The organism is Variovorax sp. BGA-UO-ETr-C22, assembly GCF_059567965.1.
The window spans coordinates 208,477-226,208 of sequence record NZ_JCAQPA010000009.1 but is presented as its reverse complement, the minus strand read 5'-3'; the positions used below and the strand labels follow the sequence as shown (position 1 = coordinate 226,208).

19 protein-coding genes are annotated in these 17,732 nt (G+C 69.0%); 9 read left to right on the top strand and 10 right to left on the bottom strand.

Features of this window, described 5'->3' with window-relative positions; all coding sequences use genetic code 11:
• Positions 1–65: 65 nt before the first annotated feature.
• Both lipP1 and purT read right to left on the bottom strand, forming a co-directional pair.
• On the bottom strand, positions 66–1,007 hold the full coding sequence (lipP1, locus tag AC57B8_RS10600; RefSeq protein ID WP_062478799.1) for a LipP1 family hormone-sensitive lipase: 942 nt from the start codon (positions 1,005–1,007) through the stop codon (positions 66–68).
• 189 nt (positions 1,008–1,196) lie between these two features.
• A complete protein-coding gene (purT, locus tag AC57B8_RS10595) occupies positions 1,197–2,399 on the bottom strand; it encodes a formate-dependent phosphoribosylglycinamide formyltransferase (protein WP_095950256.1) in 1,203 nt (400 codons plus the stop codon).
• Positions 2,400–2,580: 181 nt separating this feature from the next.
• Here purT and AC57B8_RS10590 point away from each other — a divergent pair, with 181 nt between their 5' ends.
• From AC57B8_RS10590 to AC57B8_RS10580, 3 genes are read left to right on the top strand one after another with little or no spacing between them, the layout of a single operon-like run.
• Positions 2,581–3,429: a 3-hydroxybutyryl-CoA dehydrogenase gene (locus AC57B8_RS10590; RefSeq protein WP_062478806.1), complete on the top strand. Its 849-nt coding sequence runs from the start codon at positions 2,581–2,583 to the stop codon at positions 3,427–3,429.
• Between the two features lie 40 nt (positions 3,430–3,469).
• Positions 3,470–4,285, top strand: coding sequence for a crotonase/enoyl-CoA hydratase family protein (locus tag AC57B8_RS10585; RefSeq protein WP_496479587.1), 816 nt, complete (start codon positions 3,470–3,472; stop codon positions 4,283–4,285).
• Positions 4,286–4,332: 47 nt separating this feature from the next.
• Complete coding sequence (locus AC57B8_RS10580) at positions 4,333–5,691, top strand: serine hydrolase domain-containing protein (RefSeq protein WP_496479586.1); 1,359 nt, start codon at positions 4,333–4,335, stop codon at positions 5,689–5,691.
• Between the two features lie 27 nt (positions 5,692–5,718).
• Here AC57B8_RS10580 and AC57B8_RS10575 read toward each other — a convergent pair whose 3' ends face one another.
• A complete protein-coding gene (locus tag AC57B8_RS10575; RefSeq protein ID WP_062478816.1) occupies positions 5,719–6,504 on the bottom strand; it encodes a type III pantothenate kinase in 786 nt (261 codons plus the stop codon).
• A 134-nt stretch (positions 6,505–6,638) separates the two neighbouring features.
• Here AC57B8_RS10575 and lysM point away from each other — a divergent pair, with 134 nt between their 5' ends.
• On the top strand, positions 6,639–7,100 hold the full coding sequence (lysM, locus tag AC57B8_RS10570) for a peptidoglycan-binding protein LysM (protein WP_062478819.1): 462 nt from the start codon (positions 6,639–6,641) through the stop codon (positions 7,098–7,100).
• A gap of 19 nt (positions 7,101–7,119) precedes the next feature.
• On the opposite strand, the gene AC57B8_RS10565 is transcribed toward lysM, so the two are convergent.
• Positions 7,120–8,073, bottom strand: a complete 954-nt coding sequence (locus tag AC57B8_RS10565; RefSeq protein ID WP_496479585.1) for an AraC family transcriptional regulator — start codon at positions 8,071–8,073, stop codon at positions 7,120–7,122.
• 129 nt (positions 8,074–8,202) lie between these two features.
• On the opposite strand from AC57B8_RS10565, the gene AC57B8_RS10560 reads away from it, so the two are divergent.
• Positions 8,203–8,475: a DUF4242 domain-containing protein gene (locus tag AC57B8_RS10560; protein ID WP_095950262.1), complete on the top strand. Its 273-nt coding sequence runs from the start codon at positions 8,203–8,205 to the stop codon at positions 8,473–8,475.
• 15 nt (positions 8,476–8,490) lie between these two features.
• Here AC57B8_RS10560 and AC57B8_RS10555 read toward each other — a convergent pair whose 3' ends face one another.
• Positions 8,491–8,901 carry a rhodanese-like domain-containing protein gene (locus tag AC57B8_RS10555; protein WP_369630479.1) on the bottom strand — a complete coding sequence of 137 codons (411 nt, stop codon included), beginning with the start codon at positions 8,899–8,901 and terminating at the stop codon, positions 8,491–8,493.
• A gap of 218 nt (positions 8,902–9,119) precedes the next feature.
• Here AC57B8_RS10555 and AC57B8_RS10550 point away from each other — a divergent pair, with 218 nt between their 5' ends.
• The 3 genes from AC57B8_RS10550 to AC57B8_RS10540 all read left to right on the top strand — a co-directional run bounded on the left by AC57B8_RS10550 (position 9,120) and on the right by AC57B8_RS10540 (position 12,959).
• Positions 9,120–10,229, top strand: a complete 1,110-nt coding sequence (locus AC57B8_RS10550; RefSeq protein WP_070061869.1) for a TRAP transporter substrate-binding protein — start codon at positions 9,120–9,122, stop codon at positions 10,227–10,229.
• A 127-nt stretch (positions 10,230–10,356) separates the two neighbouring features.
• Positions 10,357–11,025: a TRAP transporter small permease subunit gene (locus tag AC57B8_RS10545; protein ID WP_095747756.1), complete on the top strand. Its 669-nt coding sequence runs from the start codon at positions 10,357–10,359 to the stop codon at positions 11,023–11,025.
• A complete protein-coding gene (locus tag AC57B8_RS10540) occupies positions 11,022–12,959 on the top strand; it encodes a TRAP transporter large permease subunit (protein ID WP_495266508.1) in 1,938 nt (645 codons plus the stop codon). Before AC57B8_RS10545 ends, AC57B8_RS10540 begins: the two co-directional genes overlap by 4 nt.
• Positions 12,960–12,973: 14 nt before the next feature.
• Here AC57B8_RS10540 and AC57B8_RS10535 read toward each other — a convergent pair whose 3' ends face one another.
• Genes AC57B8_RS10535 through AC57B8_RS10525 form a run of 3 tightly spaced genes read right to left on the bottom strand, consistent with a single transcriptional unit; the run spans position 12,974 to position 14,196 of the window.
• On the bottom strand, positions 12,974–13,414 hold the full coding sequence (locus tag AC57B8_RS10535) for a DUF6691 family protein (RefSeq protein WP_390348135.1): 441 nt from the start codon (positions 13,412–13,414) through the stop codon (positions 12,974–12,976).
• Positions 13,415–13,429: 15 nt separating this feature from the next.
• Positions 13,430–13,870 (bottom strand): YeeE/YedE family protein, encoded by a 441-nt coding sequence (locus AC57B8_RS10530; RefSeq protein WP_496479584.1) that lies wholly within the window; start codon positions 13,868–13,870, stop codon positions 13,430–13,432.
• 2 nt (positions 13,871–13,872) lie between these two features.
• Positions 13,873–14,196, bottom strand: a complete 324-nt coding sequence (locus AC57B8_RS10525) for an ArsR/SmtB family transcription factor (protein WP_062478840.1) — start codon at positions 14,194–14,196, stop codon at positions 13,873–13,875.
• 106 nt (positions 14,197–14,302) lie between these two features.
• Here AC57B8_RS10525 and AC57B8_RS10520 point away from each other — a divergent pair, with 106 nt between their 5' ends.
• On the top strand, positions 14,303–15,214 hold the full coding sequence (locus AC57B8_RS10520) for an MBL fold metallo-hydrolase (RefSeq protein WP_496479583.1): 912 nt from the start codon (positions 14,303–14,305) through the stop codon (positions 15,212–15,214).
• A gap of 12 nt (positions 15,215–15,226) precedes the next feature.
• On the opposite strand, the gene AC57B8_RS10515 is transcribed toward AC57B8_RS10520, so the two are convergent.
• On the bottom strand, positions 15,227–17,257 hold the full coding sequence (locus AC57B8_RS10515; protein ID WP_496479582.1) for a PEP/pyruvate-binding domain-containing protein: 2,031 nt from the start codon (positions 17,255–17,257) through the stop codon (positions 15,227–15,229).
• 75 nt (positions 17,258–17,332) lie between these two features.
• On the bottom strand, positions 17,333–17,614 hold the full coding sequence (locus AC57B8_RS10510) for a double zinc ribbon domain-containing protein (protein WP_306301677.1): 282 nt from the start codon (positions 17,612–17,614) through the stop codon (positions 17,333–17,335).
• Positions 17,615–17,732: the final 118 nt, after the last annotated feature.

Below are 17,732 nucleotides of genomic sequence, written 5' to 3'. Positions count from 1 at the left end.
TCGTGTTCGCTGGATCGTAGCGGCGGGGGCCTTGCGCGCGGCATCCATTTGCGCGGGGACTTTCCCTAGGCCGACGCGAACGCGCGGCGCAGTTCCGCCGCGCACAACGCGACGGCGGTGTGGGCCTCGTCGAGCACCTTGCCCATGGTGATGAAGCCATGGATCTGGCGCTCGAAGCACACGTAGTTCGCGCGGTTGCCGGCGGCCGTGAGCGCCTCGGCATACGCCGCGCCTTCGTCGCGCAGCGGGTCGTAGCCGGCCGTGAGCACGAGCGCCGGCGGCAGGCCCGACAGGTCGGTGTGCAGCAGCGGCGAAGCGCGCCAGTCGAGGTCGTGCTTCGCGTCGGTGATGTAGTGGTCGTGGAAGTAGGTCATCGTGTCGCGCGTGAGCAGGTAGCCCTGCCCGTTCGCCTGGTGCGACGGATGGCCGCGGCGCATGTCAGTGGCCGGGTAGATCAGCAGCTGGAACACGATCGGCAGGTCGCCCGCATCGCGCGCGGCGATCGACGCCACGGCCGCGAGGTTGCCGCCCGCGCTGTCGCCGCCCACCGCGAGGCGACTCGCGTCGAGCCCCAGCGCGGCGGCTTCGCGGCGCACCCAGCGGGTGGCGGCGAGCACGTCGTCCACGGCGGTGGGAAAGCGGTGCTCGGGGCCCATGCGGTAGTCGACCGCGACCACCGCGCAGCCCGCGCCGTTGGCCAGCTCGCGGCACAGCACGTCGTGCGTGTCAAGGTCGCCGATGACCCAGCCGCCGCCGTGGTAGTACACCAGCACGGGCAGCGGGCCCGGGCCTGCGCCGAGCGGCTTGTACAGCCGCACCGCAATGGTGCCGTGCGGCCCGTCGGCGGCGAGGTCGCGCACCTCGGCGACCTCGGCCGGCAGCGGCTGCGTGGCGGTGCGGCGCTCGCGGTAGTAGGCCCGCGCGTCGGCGGGCGACAGGGTGTGGGTCGGCGGAATGCCGCGCGCTTCGATGAAATCCAGCAAGGCGCGCGCCTGGGGATGCAGCATGGTGTCTCCGGTGAATCGAACGGAGCGCTCAGTGTGGAGGGCGGGGGGCCTGCGGGCTATCCGCATGCACCCGCACCCGACCGGCGTCCTGGCGACAAGACCCGCACCATGCCCGCACCGCTGCGGGGTCGCTTGCGAAAACTGGCTACCGGGGCCCGGCTCGCGGGTTCACCCGGAGAACTCGAACGCTCAGGCCGTGCGCGGCTTCACGCGCGAAGCGGCTTCCTTGGCCAGCTTGCGGGCCGTGTCGGTGTCGGCCGCATGCACCAGCGCCACGCCCATGCGGCGCTTGACGAAGCTCTCGGGCTTGCCGAACAGGCGGATGTCGCTGCCCGGCACCTGCAGCGCCTCGGCCACGCCGTCGAAGGCGATGCCGGTGGCGTCCACGCCGCCGTAGATCACGGCGCTGGCGCCCGGGCTCTTGAGCGAGGTGTCGACCGGCAGGCCGAGGATGGCGCGCGCGTGCAGCTCGAACTCGTTCTGCCACTGCGTGGCCATGGTGACCATGCCGGTGTCGTGCGGGCGCGGGCTGACTTCGCTGAACCAGACCTCGTCGCCCTTCACGAACAGCTCGACGCCGAACAGGCCCTGCCCGCCCAGGTCGGCCGTGACGGCCTGCGCGATCTGCTGGGCTTTCTGCAGCGCGGCCGGTGCCATGGGGTGCGGCTGCCAGCTTTCCACATAGTCGCCGCTGACCTGCACGTGGCCGATGGGGTCGCAGAACTTCGTTTCGACGGCGCCCGCCGCGTCTTTCGCGCGCACGGTCAGCAGCGTGATCTCGTAGTCGAAGTCGATGAAGCCCTCGACGATGACGCGGCCATGGCTCACGCGGCCGCCGGCCATGGCGTAGTCCCAGGCCTTCTGCACGTCGGCCGGGCCGTCGATCTTGCTCTGGCCCTTGCCGGAGCTGCTCATCACGGGCTTGACGATGCAGGGGTAGCCGATGCCGGCGTCGATCGCGGCCTGCAGCTCGGCCAGCGAGTCGCAGAACTTGTAGGGGCTGGTCGGCACGCCCAGCGTCTCGGCGGCCAGCCGGCGGATGCCTTCGCGGTCCATCGTGAGGCGGGCGGCGCGGGCCGTGGGAATCACGCGCACCACGCCCGCGTCTTCCAGCTGCTGCAGCATGGGCGTGGCGATGGCCTCGATCTCGGGCACCACCAGCGTGGGCTTCTCGGCCTCGATCAGCGCCTTGAGCTGCTCGGGGTCGCTCATGGTGATGGTGCGCGCGTGGTGCGCCACCTGCTGGCCGGGGGCGTTCTCGTAGCGGTCGACGGCGATGGTCTCGACGCCCAGGCGCTGCAGGGCGATCAGCACCTCCTTGCCGAGCTCGCCGGAGCCGAGCAGCATCACGCGGGTGGCGGAAGGGGACAGGGGAGTGCCGAGGGTGGTCATGCGAGGGCTCGAAAAAATGGGGTTGAAAACAATCGCAGCACTGTAAGCCACCCCGGGCCGGTGTCGCCCACGGGAACGGCGGCCCCTCCGGGCTGATTCACAATGACCGCCATTGCGCGACGGCGGCCTTGCGCCCGCCCTCGCCTCCGATTTTCTTTTTTTGTTTCAAGGAGCATTTTTCATGACGATTCAGACTGTGGGCATCATCGGCGCCGGCACCATGGGCAACGGCATCGCCCAGGCCTGCGCGGTGTCGGGTGTCAACGTGGTGATGATCGACGTGGCCCAGGCCGCCGTCGACAAGGGCATCGCCACCATCTCGGGCAGCCTCGACCGCCTGATCAAGAAGGAAAAGCTCACGGCCGAGCAGAAGGCCGCCGCGCTGGCGCTGATCAAGGGCTCGACCGACTACAACGACCTGAAGGGCGCGCAGCTGGTCATCGAGGCCGCCACCGAGAACCACGCCCTCAAGCTCAAGATCCTCAAGCAGGTGGACGAGCTGGTGGGCCCCGAGGTGATCATCGCGTCGAACACCTCGTCGATCTCGATCACGCAGCTGGCCGCCGCCACCTCGCGCGCCGACCGCTTCATCGGCATGCACTTCTTCAACCCGGTGCCGATGATGGCGCTGGTGGAGCTGATCCGCGGCTACCTCACGAGCGACGCCACGCACGACGCGGTGAAGGCGCTGGCCGAGAAGCTGGGCAAGTCGCCGATCACGGTGAAGAACGCGCCGGGCTTCGTGGTCAACCGCATCCTGGTGCCGATGATCAACGAGGCCTTCTTCGTGCTGGCCGAAGGCCTGGCCACGGCCGAGGACATCGACGCCGGCATGAAGCTGGGCTGCAACCAGCCCATCGGCCCGCTGGCCCTGGCCGACATGATCGGCCTGGACGTGTGCCTGGCCGTGATGGAGGTGTACCTCGAGCAGTTCGGCGATTCCAAGTACCGCCCCTGCCCGCTGCTGAAGGAAATGGTCGCCGCCGGCCAGCTGGGCCGTAAAACGGGCCGCGGCGTCTACACCTACTGATCCGCAGCGCCACGACGACAACAACAAGGAGACAAGACCGATGACTGCGACCCCCACCATCCCGCCCGCCGAAGGCTGCATCGACACGCAGGTGCTCGACCACGTGCTGCTGATCGGCATCAACCGCCCCGCCAAGCGCAACGGCTGGACGCCGCCGATGTTCAAGCAGCTGGCCGAGGCCTACACGCGGCTGGACGATGACCCCAGCCTGCGCGTGGGCGTGCTGCATGCGTTCGGCGACCACTTCACGGCGGGCCTGGACCTGCCGGCGGTCACCGAGTACATGAAGCGCGGCGAGAAGGCGATCCCGGCCGGGCTGGTGGAGCCGCACGACTTCGGCCTGGAGGGCTACCGCCGCCGCACCAAGCCGATGGTCGCGGCCGTCAAGGGCATCTGCTTCACGGTGGGCATCGAGCTCATGCTGGGCGCCGACATCGTGGTGGCGGCCGACAACTGCCGCTTCTCGCAGATGGAAGTGCAGCGCGGCATCATGGCCACGGGCGGCGCCACGCTGCGCATGGCCGAGCGCGCGGGCCTGGGCAACGCGATGCTGCACCTGCTCACGGCCGACGAATTCGACAGCGCCGAGGCCTATCGCCTGAACTTCGTGCAGAAGGTGGTGCCGGCCGGGCAGGAGCTCGACGCGGCGCTGCAGATCGCGCAGCGCATCGCGGCCCAGGCGCCGCTGGCCGTGCAGGCCACGCGGCTCAACGTGCTCAAGGCGATCGAACACGGGCCGCTGGCGGCCGTGGCGGAATTCATCGAGACGCAGAAACGCCTGTCGAACAGCGAGGATGCGGCCGAGGGCGTGCGCTCCTTCATCGAGCGCCGGCCTGCGCGGTTCAGCGGCCGCTGAGGCTGTTGATTTCCGTTCCGTTTCTGTCGTCCACTGGAGCCCGTTGCATGCCCTCTTCTTCTGTGTCGTCGTTTCCCTTCTTTCAACGCACGGCGCTGGCCGCCGCCTTCACCCTTCTTGCCGTGAACACCAGCCTCGCCCAGACCCCGCCGGCGCCCGCGCTGCCCGATCCCGCCGCCACCTCGGTCGAGGCGCTGGGCTGGATGCAGGGCTTTCCGCCGCCGCCCGACAAGCAGATCACCTTTGACAACCCGGTCGGCGGCGTGTACCCGCGCATCCGCTGGAGCTTCTCGCACGTGCGCGAGACGGTGCCCACGGCCAACGTGTGGCGCGGCCCCGGCGCCGCCAGCCCGCTGCCGGCGGCCAAGCCCCGGTTCGACATCGAGGCCGTGCGCTTCCAGCCCATGGGCGGTGGCGAGGCGCAGACCTTCGGCCAGATGATCGCGCGCACCTACACCGACGGCATCCTGGTGCTGCACCGCGGCCAGGTGGTCTACGAGAAGTACTTCGGCGCGCTCACGCCCGAGCGGCCGCACCTGGCGATGTCGGTCACCAAGTCCTTCGTGGGCACGCTGGCGGCCATCCTCGCGCAAGAAGGCACGCTCGACCCGTCGGCGCCGGTCACCAAGTACCTGCCCGAGCTCAAGGACACGGCCTACGGCGACGCCACCGTGCGCCAGGTGATGGACATGACCATCGGCGTGCGCTACTCCGAGAACTACGCCGACCCGAAGGCCGAGGTCTGGGACTATGCGCGCGCCGGCGGCATGCTCACGCAGGGCGCCAACTACGCGGGCCCGAAGTCGTTCTACGAATTCCTGGCCACGCTCAAGAAGGAAGGCACGCACGGCGACGCCTTTGCCTACAAGACGGTCAACGCCGAGGTGCTGGCCTGGATCGTGCGCCGCGCGTCCAACCGCTCGCTGGCCGACCTGCTGAGCGAGAAGATCTGGCGCCGCATCGGCGCCGAGCAGGACGCGTACTTCATGGTCGACCGCATCGGCACCGAGTCGGGCGGCGGCGGCCTGAACACCGTGCTGCGCGACATCGCGCGCTTCGGCGAGACGCTGCGCAACGGCGGGCGCGCGCCCAACGGGCAGCAGGCGATCGCCAAGGCGGTGGTCGACGACATCCAGCGCGGCGCCGATCCGGCGAAGTTCGCGAAGGCCGGCTACGCGCTGCTGCCGGGCTGGAGCTACCGGAACATGTGGTGGGTCTCGCACAACCCGCACGGCGCGTACATGGCGCGCGGCATCCACGGCCAGAGCATCTACGTCGATCCGAAGGCCGAGATGGTGATCGTGCGCTACGCCGCGCACCCGATCGCCGCCAACGCGGGCAACGACCCGCTCACCCTGCCCGCCTTCCAGGCCATGGGCGAGGCGCTGATGAAGCCCGAGCCCTGATGAGGCGGTGAGAAGACGGAAGACGGGTCAGCCGGCCGCCGCCGGGGCCCGTGCCTTCGCGATGACGAGCAGGCCGTCCATGATCAGGCTCTCGACCAGTTCGAAATCTCCGTTCATGGCGGGCGCCATCTTCCAGCCCGCGCCGCCGGTCATGAAGCAGGCCGGCTCGGCGCCGCAGTGCGAGCGCACGTGCTGCACCATGCGCTCGACCGCACCCGCGATGGCGTAGGTGCCGCCGCTGGTCAGCGCGTCGCTGGTGTTGGTGGGAAATTCGCGCACCTCGCCGGTGGGCACGTGCAGGCCCGCCGTGCCCGATTCGAGCGCGCGCAGCATGATGCCGTGGCCCGGCAGGATCAGGCCGCCCAGGAACTTGCCGCTGGCATCGATCGCCTCCACGGTGACGGCCGTGCCGATCAGCACCACCACCATCGGCCGCTCGGGCCCCTGCGACAGCATGCGGTGGCGCGCGCCGATCATGGCCACGAAGCGGTCTGCGCCCAGCCGCGTCGGATGGTCGTAGCCGTTGACGATGCCCGCCTCGCCCGCGCTCGACACCACCCAGCGCGGAGCGCAGTCGAAGCGTTCGGTGATCTGCTCTTCGGCGCGCCGCCGCAGCGTGTCGCCGGCCACGACGCAGCCCAGCATGGAACCGGGCGCCGGCAGCTCGGCCCAGGGGCCATCGGCCAGGCGTTCGATGTGGTCGAGAAACTCGGCACCATGGGCCTGCAGTGCCGCACCGGGGAAGGCCCCCTCGTAAAGCGCCCACTTGAGCCGGGTGTTGCCGATGTCGATGGCGAGGAAGGGGGAAGACATGCGCGCGATTATTGCGACTTTGTTGTTATTCCTGCTGGCGCCTCTTTGACAGTCGCGGCGCGGGCCTACGCGGAGCGTCCCGGTTCCGCCGCTACATTCGCCTTTTCCATCCACCACGGCACAAGGAGAAAACCATGGGATTGCTCAGCTTCATCAAGGAAGCCGGTGAAAAACTGTTCGGCGGTTCGTCGGCCCAGGCGGCCACGCCCGATGCGAACACGGCAGCCGCCGCGGCCATCAAGACCTACATCGAGACCCAGAACCTCGGCCTCACCGGACTGGAAGTGACCTACACCGCCAGCAGCGGCGTCGTCACCCTCGCGGGCCAGGCGCCCTCGCAGGAAGCCAGCGAGAAAGCCGCGCTCGCCGCGGGCAACGTGGCCAACGTGACGAGCGTGGACAACAACCTCGTCGCCCCGGCCGCACCGCCCGCCCAGTACCACGACGTGGTGCGCGGCGACACGCTCTCGGCCATCTCGAAGAAGTACTACGGCGACGCCAACAAGTACAACGCGATCTTCGAAGCGAACAAGCCGATGCTGTCGCACCCGGACAAGATCTATCCGGGACAGAAGCTGCGCATTCCGGCACTCTGATCCCCGCAACGGCGCCTCGCTAGGCGCCGTTGTGCCGCCAGGCCCCTGGCGACACGCCGTACTCGCGCTTGAACGCGCGGTTGAAAGCGGCTTCCGATTCGTAGCCCACGCCTTCGGCGATGCGCGCCAGGTTGCCCTGGTCCTTGCGCAGCATGCCGGCGGCCAGGACCATGCGCCAGCGCGCCAGGTAATGCATGGGCGGCGCGCCCACCAGTTCGGTGAAGCGGTCCGCCAGCACGCTGCGCGAGACGTGGATTTCCTGCGCCAGTGCATCGACCGTCCAGTTGCGCGCGGGCTCGGCGTGCATCAGCGCCAGGCAGCGGCTCACGTGGGGGTCGCGCAGGCCGGCCAGCCAGCCCGGGTTGTTGGCGGGCATGGATTCGATGTAGCCGCGCAGCACTTCGGTGAACAGCACTTCCGCCACCTTCGCGGCCACCATCTCCGAACCGGGCGTGTGCGAAGCCGCATCACCCAACACGAAATTGACCGACTGCTCGATCCACGGGCCCGCCGGCCTGCTGCGCAAGGGCGTGGTGAACAGGCGCGGAATGTTCGCCATGACGGGGTTGGGCGCGTCGCCTTCGTACGCGAACCAGCTGCACACCAGCAAGGTGCGGTCGCCCTGGCCGCCGTAGCGCACGCGCGCCAGTTCGGGCGCTCGCGGGCTCACCACATGCGACATGTCCACCGCCGCATGCTGCAAGCCGCTGCCCAGCACATGCGAATCGCCATGCGGCGCGGCGATCACGTCGCCGGCGTGCGCGCGCAGCGGCGCCTCGCCTTCGACCTGGGCCCAGCATTCGCCTTGCAGCACGAGGTGGCAGATGGCCAGGCGCTGCGCGCCGGGCCTGAGCACTTGCGCGATGTCCGCGCCCCTGGGTACCTTGAAGCACCAGGGTGCATACATGTCCCCGTTCAGGAACAGCGCGCCCTCCAGGCGGATGGTCCGCAGCACGTCCGACAAGACATCCATGGTCACCTCCCGGCAAGCGAGGGCGGGGTTCCGGACAACAAGTCCGGCGAGACGGGCAATACAGGACGGCTTCGCGTCGGCACCATAGGTCCTGGTCGCCTTCGACCGATTCTAGACAGGAGTACCGCCATGCCCAAGTTCGTCATCGAGCGAGAGATCCCCGGCGCCGGCCAGTTCACCGCGGCGGACCTGAAAGCCATCTCGCAAAAATCCTGCGGCGTGCTCAGCAGCATGGGCACCGACATCCAGTGGATCCACAGCTACGTGGCCGACGACCGGATCTACTGCGTCTACCAGGCCACCGACGAGGCCCTCGTGCGCCGGCACGCGGAGCTCGGTGGCTTCCCGGCCAACCGCGTGGACCGGGTGTACAGCGTGATCGACCCGGCCACGGCCGAGTGAGGCGCGCGGCGCGCTCTAGTTCTGGCGCCAGGGCAGCCCGCGCTTGCGCCAGCCGCCGATCAATCCGCGGTGCCCGTTCTCGTCCGGGTTGCCCTCGAAGCCTTCGAGGATGTTGTAGGCCTGCGCACCCAGCTCGGTCGCCCGCTTCGCCGCGGCGATCGAGCGCACGCCGCTGCGGCACAGCAGCACCAGCTTCTTGCCGCCCTCTGCGGCGGCGCGCACGCCGTCGTCGAAGGCCGGGTTGATCGCCATGCCCGGCCACTGCTTCCAGGCCAGCGGCACGGCGCCGGGCACGTAGCCGACCCACTCGCGCTCGGCGTCGGTGCGCACGTCCACCAGCACGGCCTCGCCGCTCGCCATCCACTGCGCCGCCTGCTCGGGCGTCACGTCGCCGGCGTAGCCTTTTTCTCCAACGGGTTCACTCATGGTTGCTTTCTCTCTCGAATTTCTAGGGTAAGCCCGGAGCCTTTGGCGGCTGGGGGCGATCGATCTGCACGCCGGATGATGGAATTTTTCACCGGTTCGTGAAAACCCTGTTTGTCACAAGGTGTGGCGCGCCAAAGATGGCGGTCGCGGCCAGTCGAAACCATAACGTGAAGACGACGGCCTGGGTGTTCCGGTCAGAGAACTATATGGAGAGACACATGACAGACAGCAAATCGCCCCGCCGTCGCAGCCTCCTCAAAGGCGCGGCAGTGGCCGCAGGCGCGATGTCCGCGCCGATGGTCAGCATGGCCCAAACCACGTCGCTGCGTTTCCAGAGCACCTGGCCGGCGAAGGACATCTTCCACGAGTACGCCAACGACTTCGCCAAGAAGGTGAACGACATGGCCGGCGGGCGCCTGAAGATCGAGGTGCTGCCCTCGGGCGCCGTCGTGCCCGCCTTCCAGCTGCTCGAAGCGGTGAACAAGGGCACGCTCGACGGCGGCCACGGCGTGGTGGCCTACCACTACGGCAAGAACTCGGCGCTGGCGCTGTGGGGTTCGGGCCCCGGCTTCGGCATGGACGCCAACACCGTGCTGGCCTGGCACAACTACGGCGGCGGCAAGGCGCTGCTCGACGAGATCTACAAGAGCCTGAACATGGAAGTGGTGTCGTACCTGTACGGCCCCATGCCCACGCAGCCGCTGGGCTGGTTCAAGAAGCCGGTGGCCAAGGTCGAGGACATGAAGGGCCTGAAGTTCCGCACCGTGGGCCTGGCCGTGGACATGTTCACCGAGATGGGCACCGCGGTGAACCCGCTGCCCGGCGGCGAGATCGTGCCCGCGCTGGACCGCGGCCTGATCGACGCGGCCGAATTCAACAACGCCTCGAGCGACCGCGTGCTGGGCTTTCCCGACGTGGTGAAGAACTGCATGCTGCAGAGCTTTCACCAGTCGGGCGAGCAGTTCGAGGTGCTGTTCAACAAGGGCAAGTACGCCGCCATGCCGCAGGAGCTGCGCTCCATCATCGACTACGCCGTGCAGGCCGCCAGCGCCGACATGAGCTGGAAGGCCGTGCAGCGCAACTCGCAGGACTACGCCGACATGAAGAAGGCCGGCATCAAGTTCTACAAGACGCCCGACGCCGTGCTGCGCGCGCAGCTCGCGGCCTGGGACAAGACGGTGGAAAAGAAGGCCGGCGAGAACCCGCTCTTCAAGAAGGTGCTGGAGTCGCAGCGCGTGTTCGCCGAGCGTGCGCTGCAGTGGCAGAACGACTATGGCGTCGACTTCAAGATGGCCTACAACCACTACTTCGGGAAAAAGAAGAGCTGATGCTTCCCGTCGGCGCGCACGTCGTTCCTGCGCGCGCCTTCCCCCCGCACAGGGGGCAACACCGGTGGCCCGGCATCGCTGGCGCCACGGTGTTCCATGAACGGGCCTCGCCCATGCTGCTGCCGCCATGACCATCCAACGCTTCCTCCACGCCGTCGACCGGTTCAGCATGCTGGTGGGCAAGACCTTCTCGTGGCTCATCGTCGCGCTGATGCTGCTGGTGTGCGGCGAGGTGTTCAAGCGCTATGCGCTGAACGCGCCCACGGCCTGGATCTTCGATGCCAACAACATGCTGTACGGCACGCTGTTCATGATGGGTGGCGCCTACACGCTCTCGCAGGCCGGCCATGTGCGCGGCGATTTCTTCTACGGCAGCATGAAGCCGCGCACGCAGGCCGCGCTCGACCTCGTGCTGTTCGCGGTTTTCTTCCTGCCCGGCGTGGTGGCACTCACCTGGTCGGGCTGGACCTACTTCGGTGAATCGCTCGCGATGCGTGAACAGACCTTCAACGCCGACCCGATTCCGGTGTACCCCTTCAAGTTCGTGATTCCCGTGGCCGGCGCGGTGCTGCTGGTGCAGGGCCTCGCCGAGATGGTGCGCTGCGTGCTGTGCCTGAAGACCGGCGTGTGGACGCCGCGCCTGAAAGACGCGGAAGAAATGGACGTGGTCGGCGACCAGCTCGCCAGCAGCAGCTACGTGAACGAGGCCGACAAGCGCGAGGTGATCGAGAAGGCCCACGCCATCGAACAGGCCGCGCAGCAGCGCAAGAGCGACACGACGGGAGGCGCGGCATGAGCGAACCGGCACTCGGCCTGCTGATGCTGGGCCTGATCGTCTTCGTGATCATGCTCGGCTTCCCCACGGCGTTCACGCTGATGGGGCTGGGCATGTTCTTCGGCTTCATCGCCTTCTACGACCCCGCCTCGCCCTGGCTCGACAACAAGGTCTTCGACCTGATGGTGCAGCGCGCCTTCGGGGCCATGACCAACGAGACGCTGCTGTCCATTCCGCTCTTCGTGCTCATGGGCTACGTGATGGAGCGCGGCGCGCTGGTCGACAAGATGTTCCACAGCGTGCAGCTCGCCTTCCGCCGCGTGCCGGGCTCGCTGGCGGTGACCACGCTCATCGTGTGCACCTTCTGGGGCATCGCGAGCGGCCTGGTGGGCGCGGTGGTGGTGCTGATGGGCGTGATCGCGATGCGCCCGATGCTCAACGCGGGCTACGACACGCGGCTGGCGGCCGGCGTGATCACGGCCGGCGGCACGCTGGGCATCCTCATCCCGCCCTCGGTGATGATCATCGTGTACGCGGCCGTGGCCGGGCAGTCGGTGGTCAAGCTCTATGCAGCGGCGATGTTCCCGGGCTTCTTCCTCGCCCTGCTGTACCTGATCTACGTGATCGGCTGGGCCGTGCTGCAACCGAAGGTGGCGCCCAAGATGCCGATCGACCAGCAGCGTGCCCCCATCACGCCGTGGGTGGCCCATCTCGCGGCCAGCTACTCGCCGCGCATGCTGCCCGCGCTCGCCGCGGCCGTGGTGGCGCCGGGGCGTGCCTTGCGCGGCGCGGTCGAGGGCGTGCGCCTGAGCTGGTGGATGCTGCTGCGCGGCCTGCTGAGCGCGCTGGTGCCGCTGGCGCTGGCCGCCGTCACGCTGGGTTCGGTGTGGTGGTACGTGACCATCTACTCGCAAAAGGACAACAACGCGGCCGCCCCGGTGGCCACGCAGCAGGCGACGCAGAAGACCGGCGAACCCGCAGCCGCCGCGCCGGCCGTCGCCGAGCCGTCCGGCACCGGTCTGGCCGAGCCGCCGAGCACCGACGAACCCGCGAACACCACCGAAGGCAGCGGCCTGCAGGAGCCCCCCGGCGGCGTCGAGGAGCCTCCGGGCAGCGAGCCCGCCGCCGCCCCTGCCGGTGAAGGCGGCCTGCAGCAGCTGGGCGACGCGGTCGAGGCACCCAAGACCGCGGCGGTGCCCGATGCCTTCTACACCGGCTTCTGGGTGGCCTGCCTCTTCACGCTCGCGCTGCTGGGCTGGTACTACTGGCGCATGGACGCGGAGCAGTTCGAAATTTTGCGCATGCTGGTGTCGTCGGTGATGCCGCTGGCCACGCTCACGCTGGTGGTGCTGGGCGTGATTCTGTTCGGCATCACCACCGCCACCGAGTCGGCGGCGGTCGGCGCGGCCGGCGCCTTCCTGATGGCATGGCAGGCCGGCACGCTGAACTTCAAGAAGATCAAGGAGGCGGTGTTCCTCACGCTCAAGACCACCTCGATGGTCTGCTGGCTGTTCGTGGGTTCGGCGCTGTTCTCGGCGGTGTTCGCGCTGCTGGGCGGCCAGCGCATCGTCGAGGAGTGGGTGCTGAGCATGAACCTGTCGCCGCTGCAGTTTTTGCTGCTGTCGCAGGCGATCATCTTCGTGCTGGGCTGGCCGCTGGAGTGGACCGAGATCATCGTGATCTTCGTGCCCATCTTCCTGCCGCTGCTGGCGCACTTCCAGATCGATCCGCTGCTGTTCGGCGTGCTGGTGTTCGTGAACCTGCAGGCGGCGTTCCTGTCGCCGCCGGTGGCGATGTCGGCCTTCTACCTGAAGGGGGTGTCGCCGCCACACGTGACGATCAACCAGATCTTCGCGGGGATGATGCCGTACATGCTGATCGTCATCCTGTGCATGGTGTTCATGTACATCTGGCCGGGGCTGACGCTGTGGCTGCCGCAGTACCTGTACGGCTGAACGCGCGCGCCTTCTCAGGCTGAGGCCGGGCGCCGTGCGAAGCGGCGGCGCTCGAGCAGTTCGAACAGGCCCATGCCCAGCAGCATGGCGCCCACGAAGACCAGCGCCTTGACCTCGCCCGTGCCGAGCGAGACCAGCGCGGGCCCGGGGCAGAAGCCCGCGATGCCCCAGCCGACGCCGAACAGCAGGCTGCCGCCGACCAGGCGGCGGTCGATGTGGCGCAGGCTGGGCAGCGCGAGCGGCCCACCGAGCAGCGACTCCTTGCGACGGCCCGCGAGCAGGAAGCCGATGGTGCTCACCGCCACCGCGCCGGCCATCACGAAGGCGAGCGACGGGTCCCAGGCGCCGCCCACGTCAAGAAAGCCCAGGATCTTGGCCGGGTTGGCCATGCCGGAGACGATGAGGCCGAGCCCGAAGACAAGGCCGGCGAGCAAGGAAGCAATGGCGGTCCACATGGCAGATCTCCCGGTTCACGACAGGTTCAAAAGGTGGCGCATCACGAACACCGTGGCGCCCCCCGCAGCGATGAAAGCCACCGTGGCGGCCAGCGAGCGCGGCGAGCGCCGCGCCAGCCCGCACACGCCGTGGCCGCTGGTGCAGCCCGCGCCGTAGCGCGTGCCCACGCCCACCAGCAGGCCGGCCAGCGCGAGCGTGCCGTAGCCCGCGTCGATCTGCGCCGCGGGCAGCACGGCGAAGAGCCCGTAGACGAGCGGTGCACCGACCAGCCCGAGCACGAAGGCCGCGCGCCAGGCCATGTCGCCCTTCATGGGGCGCAGCAGGCCGCCCAGCACGCCGCTGACGCCGGCGATGCGGCCGTTGAGCAGCACGAACATCGCGGCGGAAAGTCCGATGAGCACGCCGCCGGCCAGTGCGGCCCAGGGCGTGAAATGAGGCCAGTCGATGGTGGGCATCTTCAGTTCTCCTTCGGGCAGTAGAGGCGGTACAGCACCGCCAGGATCTCGAGCAGGGCCGGATCGGCCACGCGGTAGTAGATGTTCTTGCCCTCGCGGCGGGTGTCCACCACGCCTTCGGTGCGCAGCACCGACAGCTGCTGCGACAGGGTGGGCTGGCGGATGCCCAGCGTGCTCTCGAGGTCGCTCACGCACATCTCGCCCTGCGAGAGCTGGCACAGCAGCAGCAGCCGGGCCTCATGGGCCAGCAGCTTGAGCACGGCGACGGCCTGGCCGGCGGCGCTGCGCAGCAGTTGGGGGTCGATGGCGTGGGTCGGGGTCTTCATGGGGAAATGACAGTTCGCGAAATAACATTATATTAATTCATATAATATTTGTCGCTTGATTGAATGAACGACGGCCTGGCCTCCAGGCACCGCAGAAGGAGCGCCGATGACCCCGACCCCCATGCCCCCACGCGCCACAACCCAGGCCTTCTTCGATCCCGCGACGGGCACGGTGTCCTACGTGGTCTGGGACCGTGCGACGAAGCGCGCCGCCGTCATCGACCCGGTGCTCGACTACGACTTCCGCTCCAGCCACACCGACACCGCCTCGGCCGACCGCCTGCTGGCGTACGTGCGCGCGCAGGCGCTGCAGGTCGACTGGATCCTGGAGACCCACGCGCACGCCGACCACCTCTCGGGCGCGCGCCATGTACAGTCGCAGGCCGGCGGGCGCATCGCCATCGGCGAGCACATCCGCACGGTGCAGGCCACCTTCCGCAGCCTCTACAACCTGGAGCGCGACTTCCTGCCCGACGGCAGCCAGTTCGACCACCTGTTCAAGGACGGCGAGCGCTTTCACATCGGCGAGATCGAGGCGCAGGCCCTGCGCGTGCCCGGCCACACGCCGGCCGACATGGCCTACCTCGTGGACGACGCGGTCTTCGTCGGCGACACGCTCTTCATGCCCGACCTGGGCAGCGCCCGCGCCGACTTTCCGGGCGGCGACGCGCGCGAGCTCTACCGCTCGATGCGTCGGCTGCTCGCGCTGCCACCCGAGACCACGCTGTACGTCTGCCACGACTACCCGCCCGCCTCGCGCGAGCCGCGCTGGCAGAGCACGGTGGCGCAGCAGCGCGCCCACAACATCCACGTGCGCGACGGCATCGGCGAAGACGAGTTCGTGCGCATGCGCACCGCGCGCGACGCCACGCTCGAAGTGCCGACGCTGATCCTGCCGTCGATGCAGGTCAACGTGCGCGGCGGCCGCCTGCCGCCGCCCGACGACAACGGCGTGGCCTACCTGCGCATTCCGCTGAACACGCTGCCGGGCCACCGCCCGCGTGCCACGCCGGGCTGAGGGCGCAGTGAACTAGCGCCGCCGCTCCACATACGGCCGCGCCTGCAGCAGCACGATCTTGTCGCCCACGGTCGCCCACTCGATGTCCTGGTCGACCGCATTGAAGGTGCGCTTCACCGCCGCGCCCACGTTCGCGAGCCGCACCACCAGCTCGTCGGTCAGCACGTGGCGGCCCACTTCCACGGGCACTTCCTTCACGCCGCCGTCCTTGTCCAGCTGCAGCGCCGTCTCTTCGGCCGAGCGGCTGAGCACCTGGATGGCTTTCGACCAGCTCGAGTACATCACCTGCTCCGCCACGCGCTTGCCCTCGACCACGCGGATGCCGATGCCGCGCTTGGCCGAGATGTAGGTGACGTGCGGGTGGCCCGCGTCGAAGGGGTCGCGCGTGATCATCACGCCGGCGTTGGTCGAGTCGATGGCGGCCTGCACGAACACGCCCATCAGCACCGATTCGGCGCCGAAGCCCGCGGCGCTGCGCGCCTCCCAGGCCTCGGGGTTGAACACCGAGGCCCACACTTTCTTCACCGCGAGCTCGAGCGCGTCGCCGGTCTTCACGTTGGGCACCGTGGTGTAGAGCCCCGCGCCGCTGAAGCCCGGCAGGTCTTCCGAGTTGGACGAGCTGCGCACGAACACGCCGCCCCCGCCCAGCTGCGCCTGCCACGCCGCGCGCCAGGCCGCCGCGGTGGCGGGCTCGACGGGCCATTGCACGATCTCGTCGCGCAGCTGCGCCAGCGCCTTCAGCCGCACCTGCGGGTCGCCGGCGAAGCCGGGCTGCTGCTGCATGCGCGCGATGCGCTCGGCCAGCCCGTTCGATCGCATGAAGCGGTCGTAGTGCGCGAACGGAATGCAGAAGCCGTCGGGCACGGTGGTCGAGGGAATGCGCGCGGCCAGCACGGCGCCGAGGTTGGCCGCCTTCGAGCCGCATTGCACGCTGTGGCGCGCGCGCAGCGAGGCCAGCGGCAGCAGGCGCGTCTCGCGCAGGTCCGGCTTCGCGGCCTTGCTGCCGGGCAGCGCGCCGGTGGCGGCGGCACGCACGGCGCGCGGCGGCAGCGCGGCGATCTCTTCCGGCGTGAGGCGGCGCAGCTGGTAGCCCGAGGCCGCCACCTTCAGCGCCACCCACTGGCCCGCGTGCGCCTTCAGCACCGTGGCGGCATCGCGCACGTAGGCGTTCGGAATGCCCCAGCCCTTGGCCAGCAGGTTGACGTGCGACAGCGCCGTGGACGGCCGCTCGGTGAGCACGCCGGCCACCGGCGGCAGGTTGATCGGCACCTCGCGCAGTACGGCGATGCCGTCGGGCAACAGCGCATTCAGGCCCGAGGCGTCGTTCACGATGCGCACGCGGCCGGTGGCGGTGCCCAGGTTCATCGGCAGGTAGGGCTGCTCGCGGATCAGCGCCTCCTGGCTCACGAAGTCGATGCCGGCCTCCTTCGCGATGCGCTCGTGCAGCGTGGAGTTGGTCTTGAACTTCACCGGCGCGAAGAAGCTGGCCTTCACCTGCGCCTCGGCCTCGCGCAGCAGCGGCACGGTGAGCCGGTCGCCTTCCCAGAACTCGTAGGTGAAGGTGCCGATGTTCTGCTGCCAGCTCAGCGTGCCGAACAGGAAGCGGCGGTCCGGCACGAGGTAGTTGCGGTCGATCTCGCGCTTGACCGTGTTCGGCGTGAGCCGCGTGTCGCGCAAAAAACGCACATGCAGCTGGAAGCGCGGCGTGTCGATGTAGTGCATGCGCGCCGGCTTCGCCTGCCGGTCGATCGCGAACAGCACATGGGCCAGCTGCATCGGCGTGCCGGCGTCGTAGACGCGCGCCAGCGTGTCGAAATCGCCCTGGCTGCGCAGCGCCGGCAGCGAGGCGGGCACGGCGGGGCGCGGCACGAGTTGTGCGGCGGGCCCTTCGGGCTGTGGCTGGTTCTGCTGCTGGTAGTACGACGGCTTGCGCGCGAGCTGCGCGCCGGCCGGCGCGACGGCCATCGCGCACAGCGCCAGGACCGGCAGCCACGCCAGTGCCGCGCCGTCCTTTTTCTTCTGCCTGTTGGAATCGTTCTTCATGGGGCTCCCTGCCTTGTTGCCGACAACCGCGAATTCTCGCTGTCGGCCCGCCCCTTTTTTCTCGCGTCAGCCGCGCTACGTCGCCTGCGTCGACTGGCCGCATTGCGCGCAGAACTTCGCGCCGGGCGCCATCGCCGTGCCGCACTGCCGGCAGGCCGCGGGCAGCATCGACGTGCCGCATTGCTGGCAGAAGCGTGCACCGGCCGTGTTCACCGCGCGGCAGGCCGGGCAGGCGCTGCCGCCGGGTGGCGGCGGCGGTGCGTCGCGGCCATACCCATAGCCGCCTTGCGAACCGTGGTGCCCGCCACCACCGCCGTGGCGCGCGCCGCCATGTCCACCGAAGAGTCGTTCCAGCATGCCCATGTGTTTCTCCCTTGCGTCGTGCAACAGGCCAGTGGCAACGTCGCCGATGGCGATGAATTCCCGCGGGCCTGCAGACAGTGGATTCCCTGAAGCAGCTTCAGGGTCAAGCGCC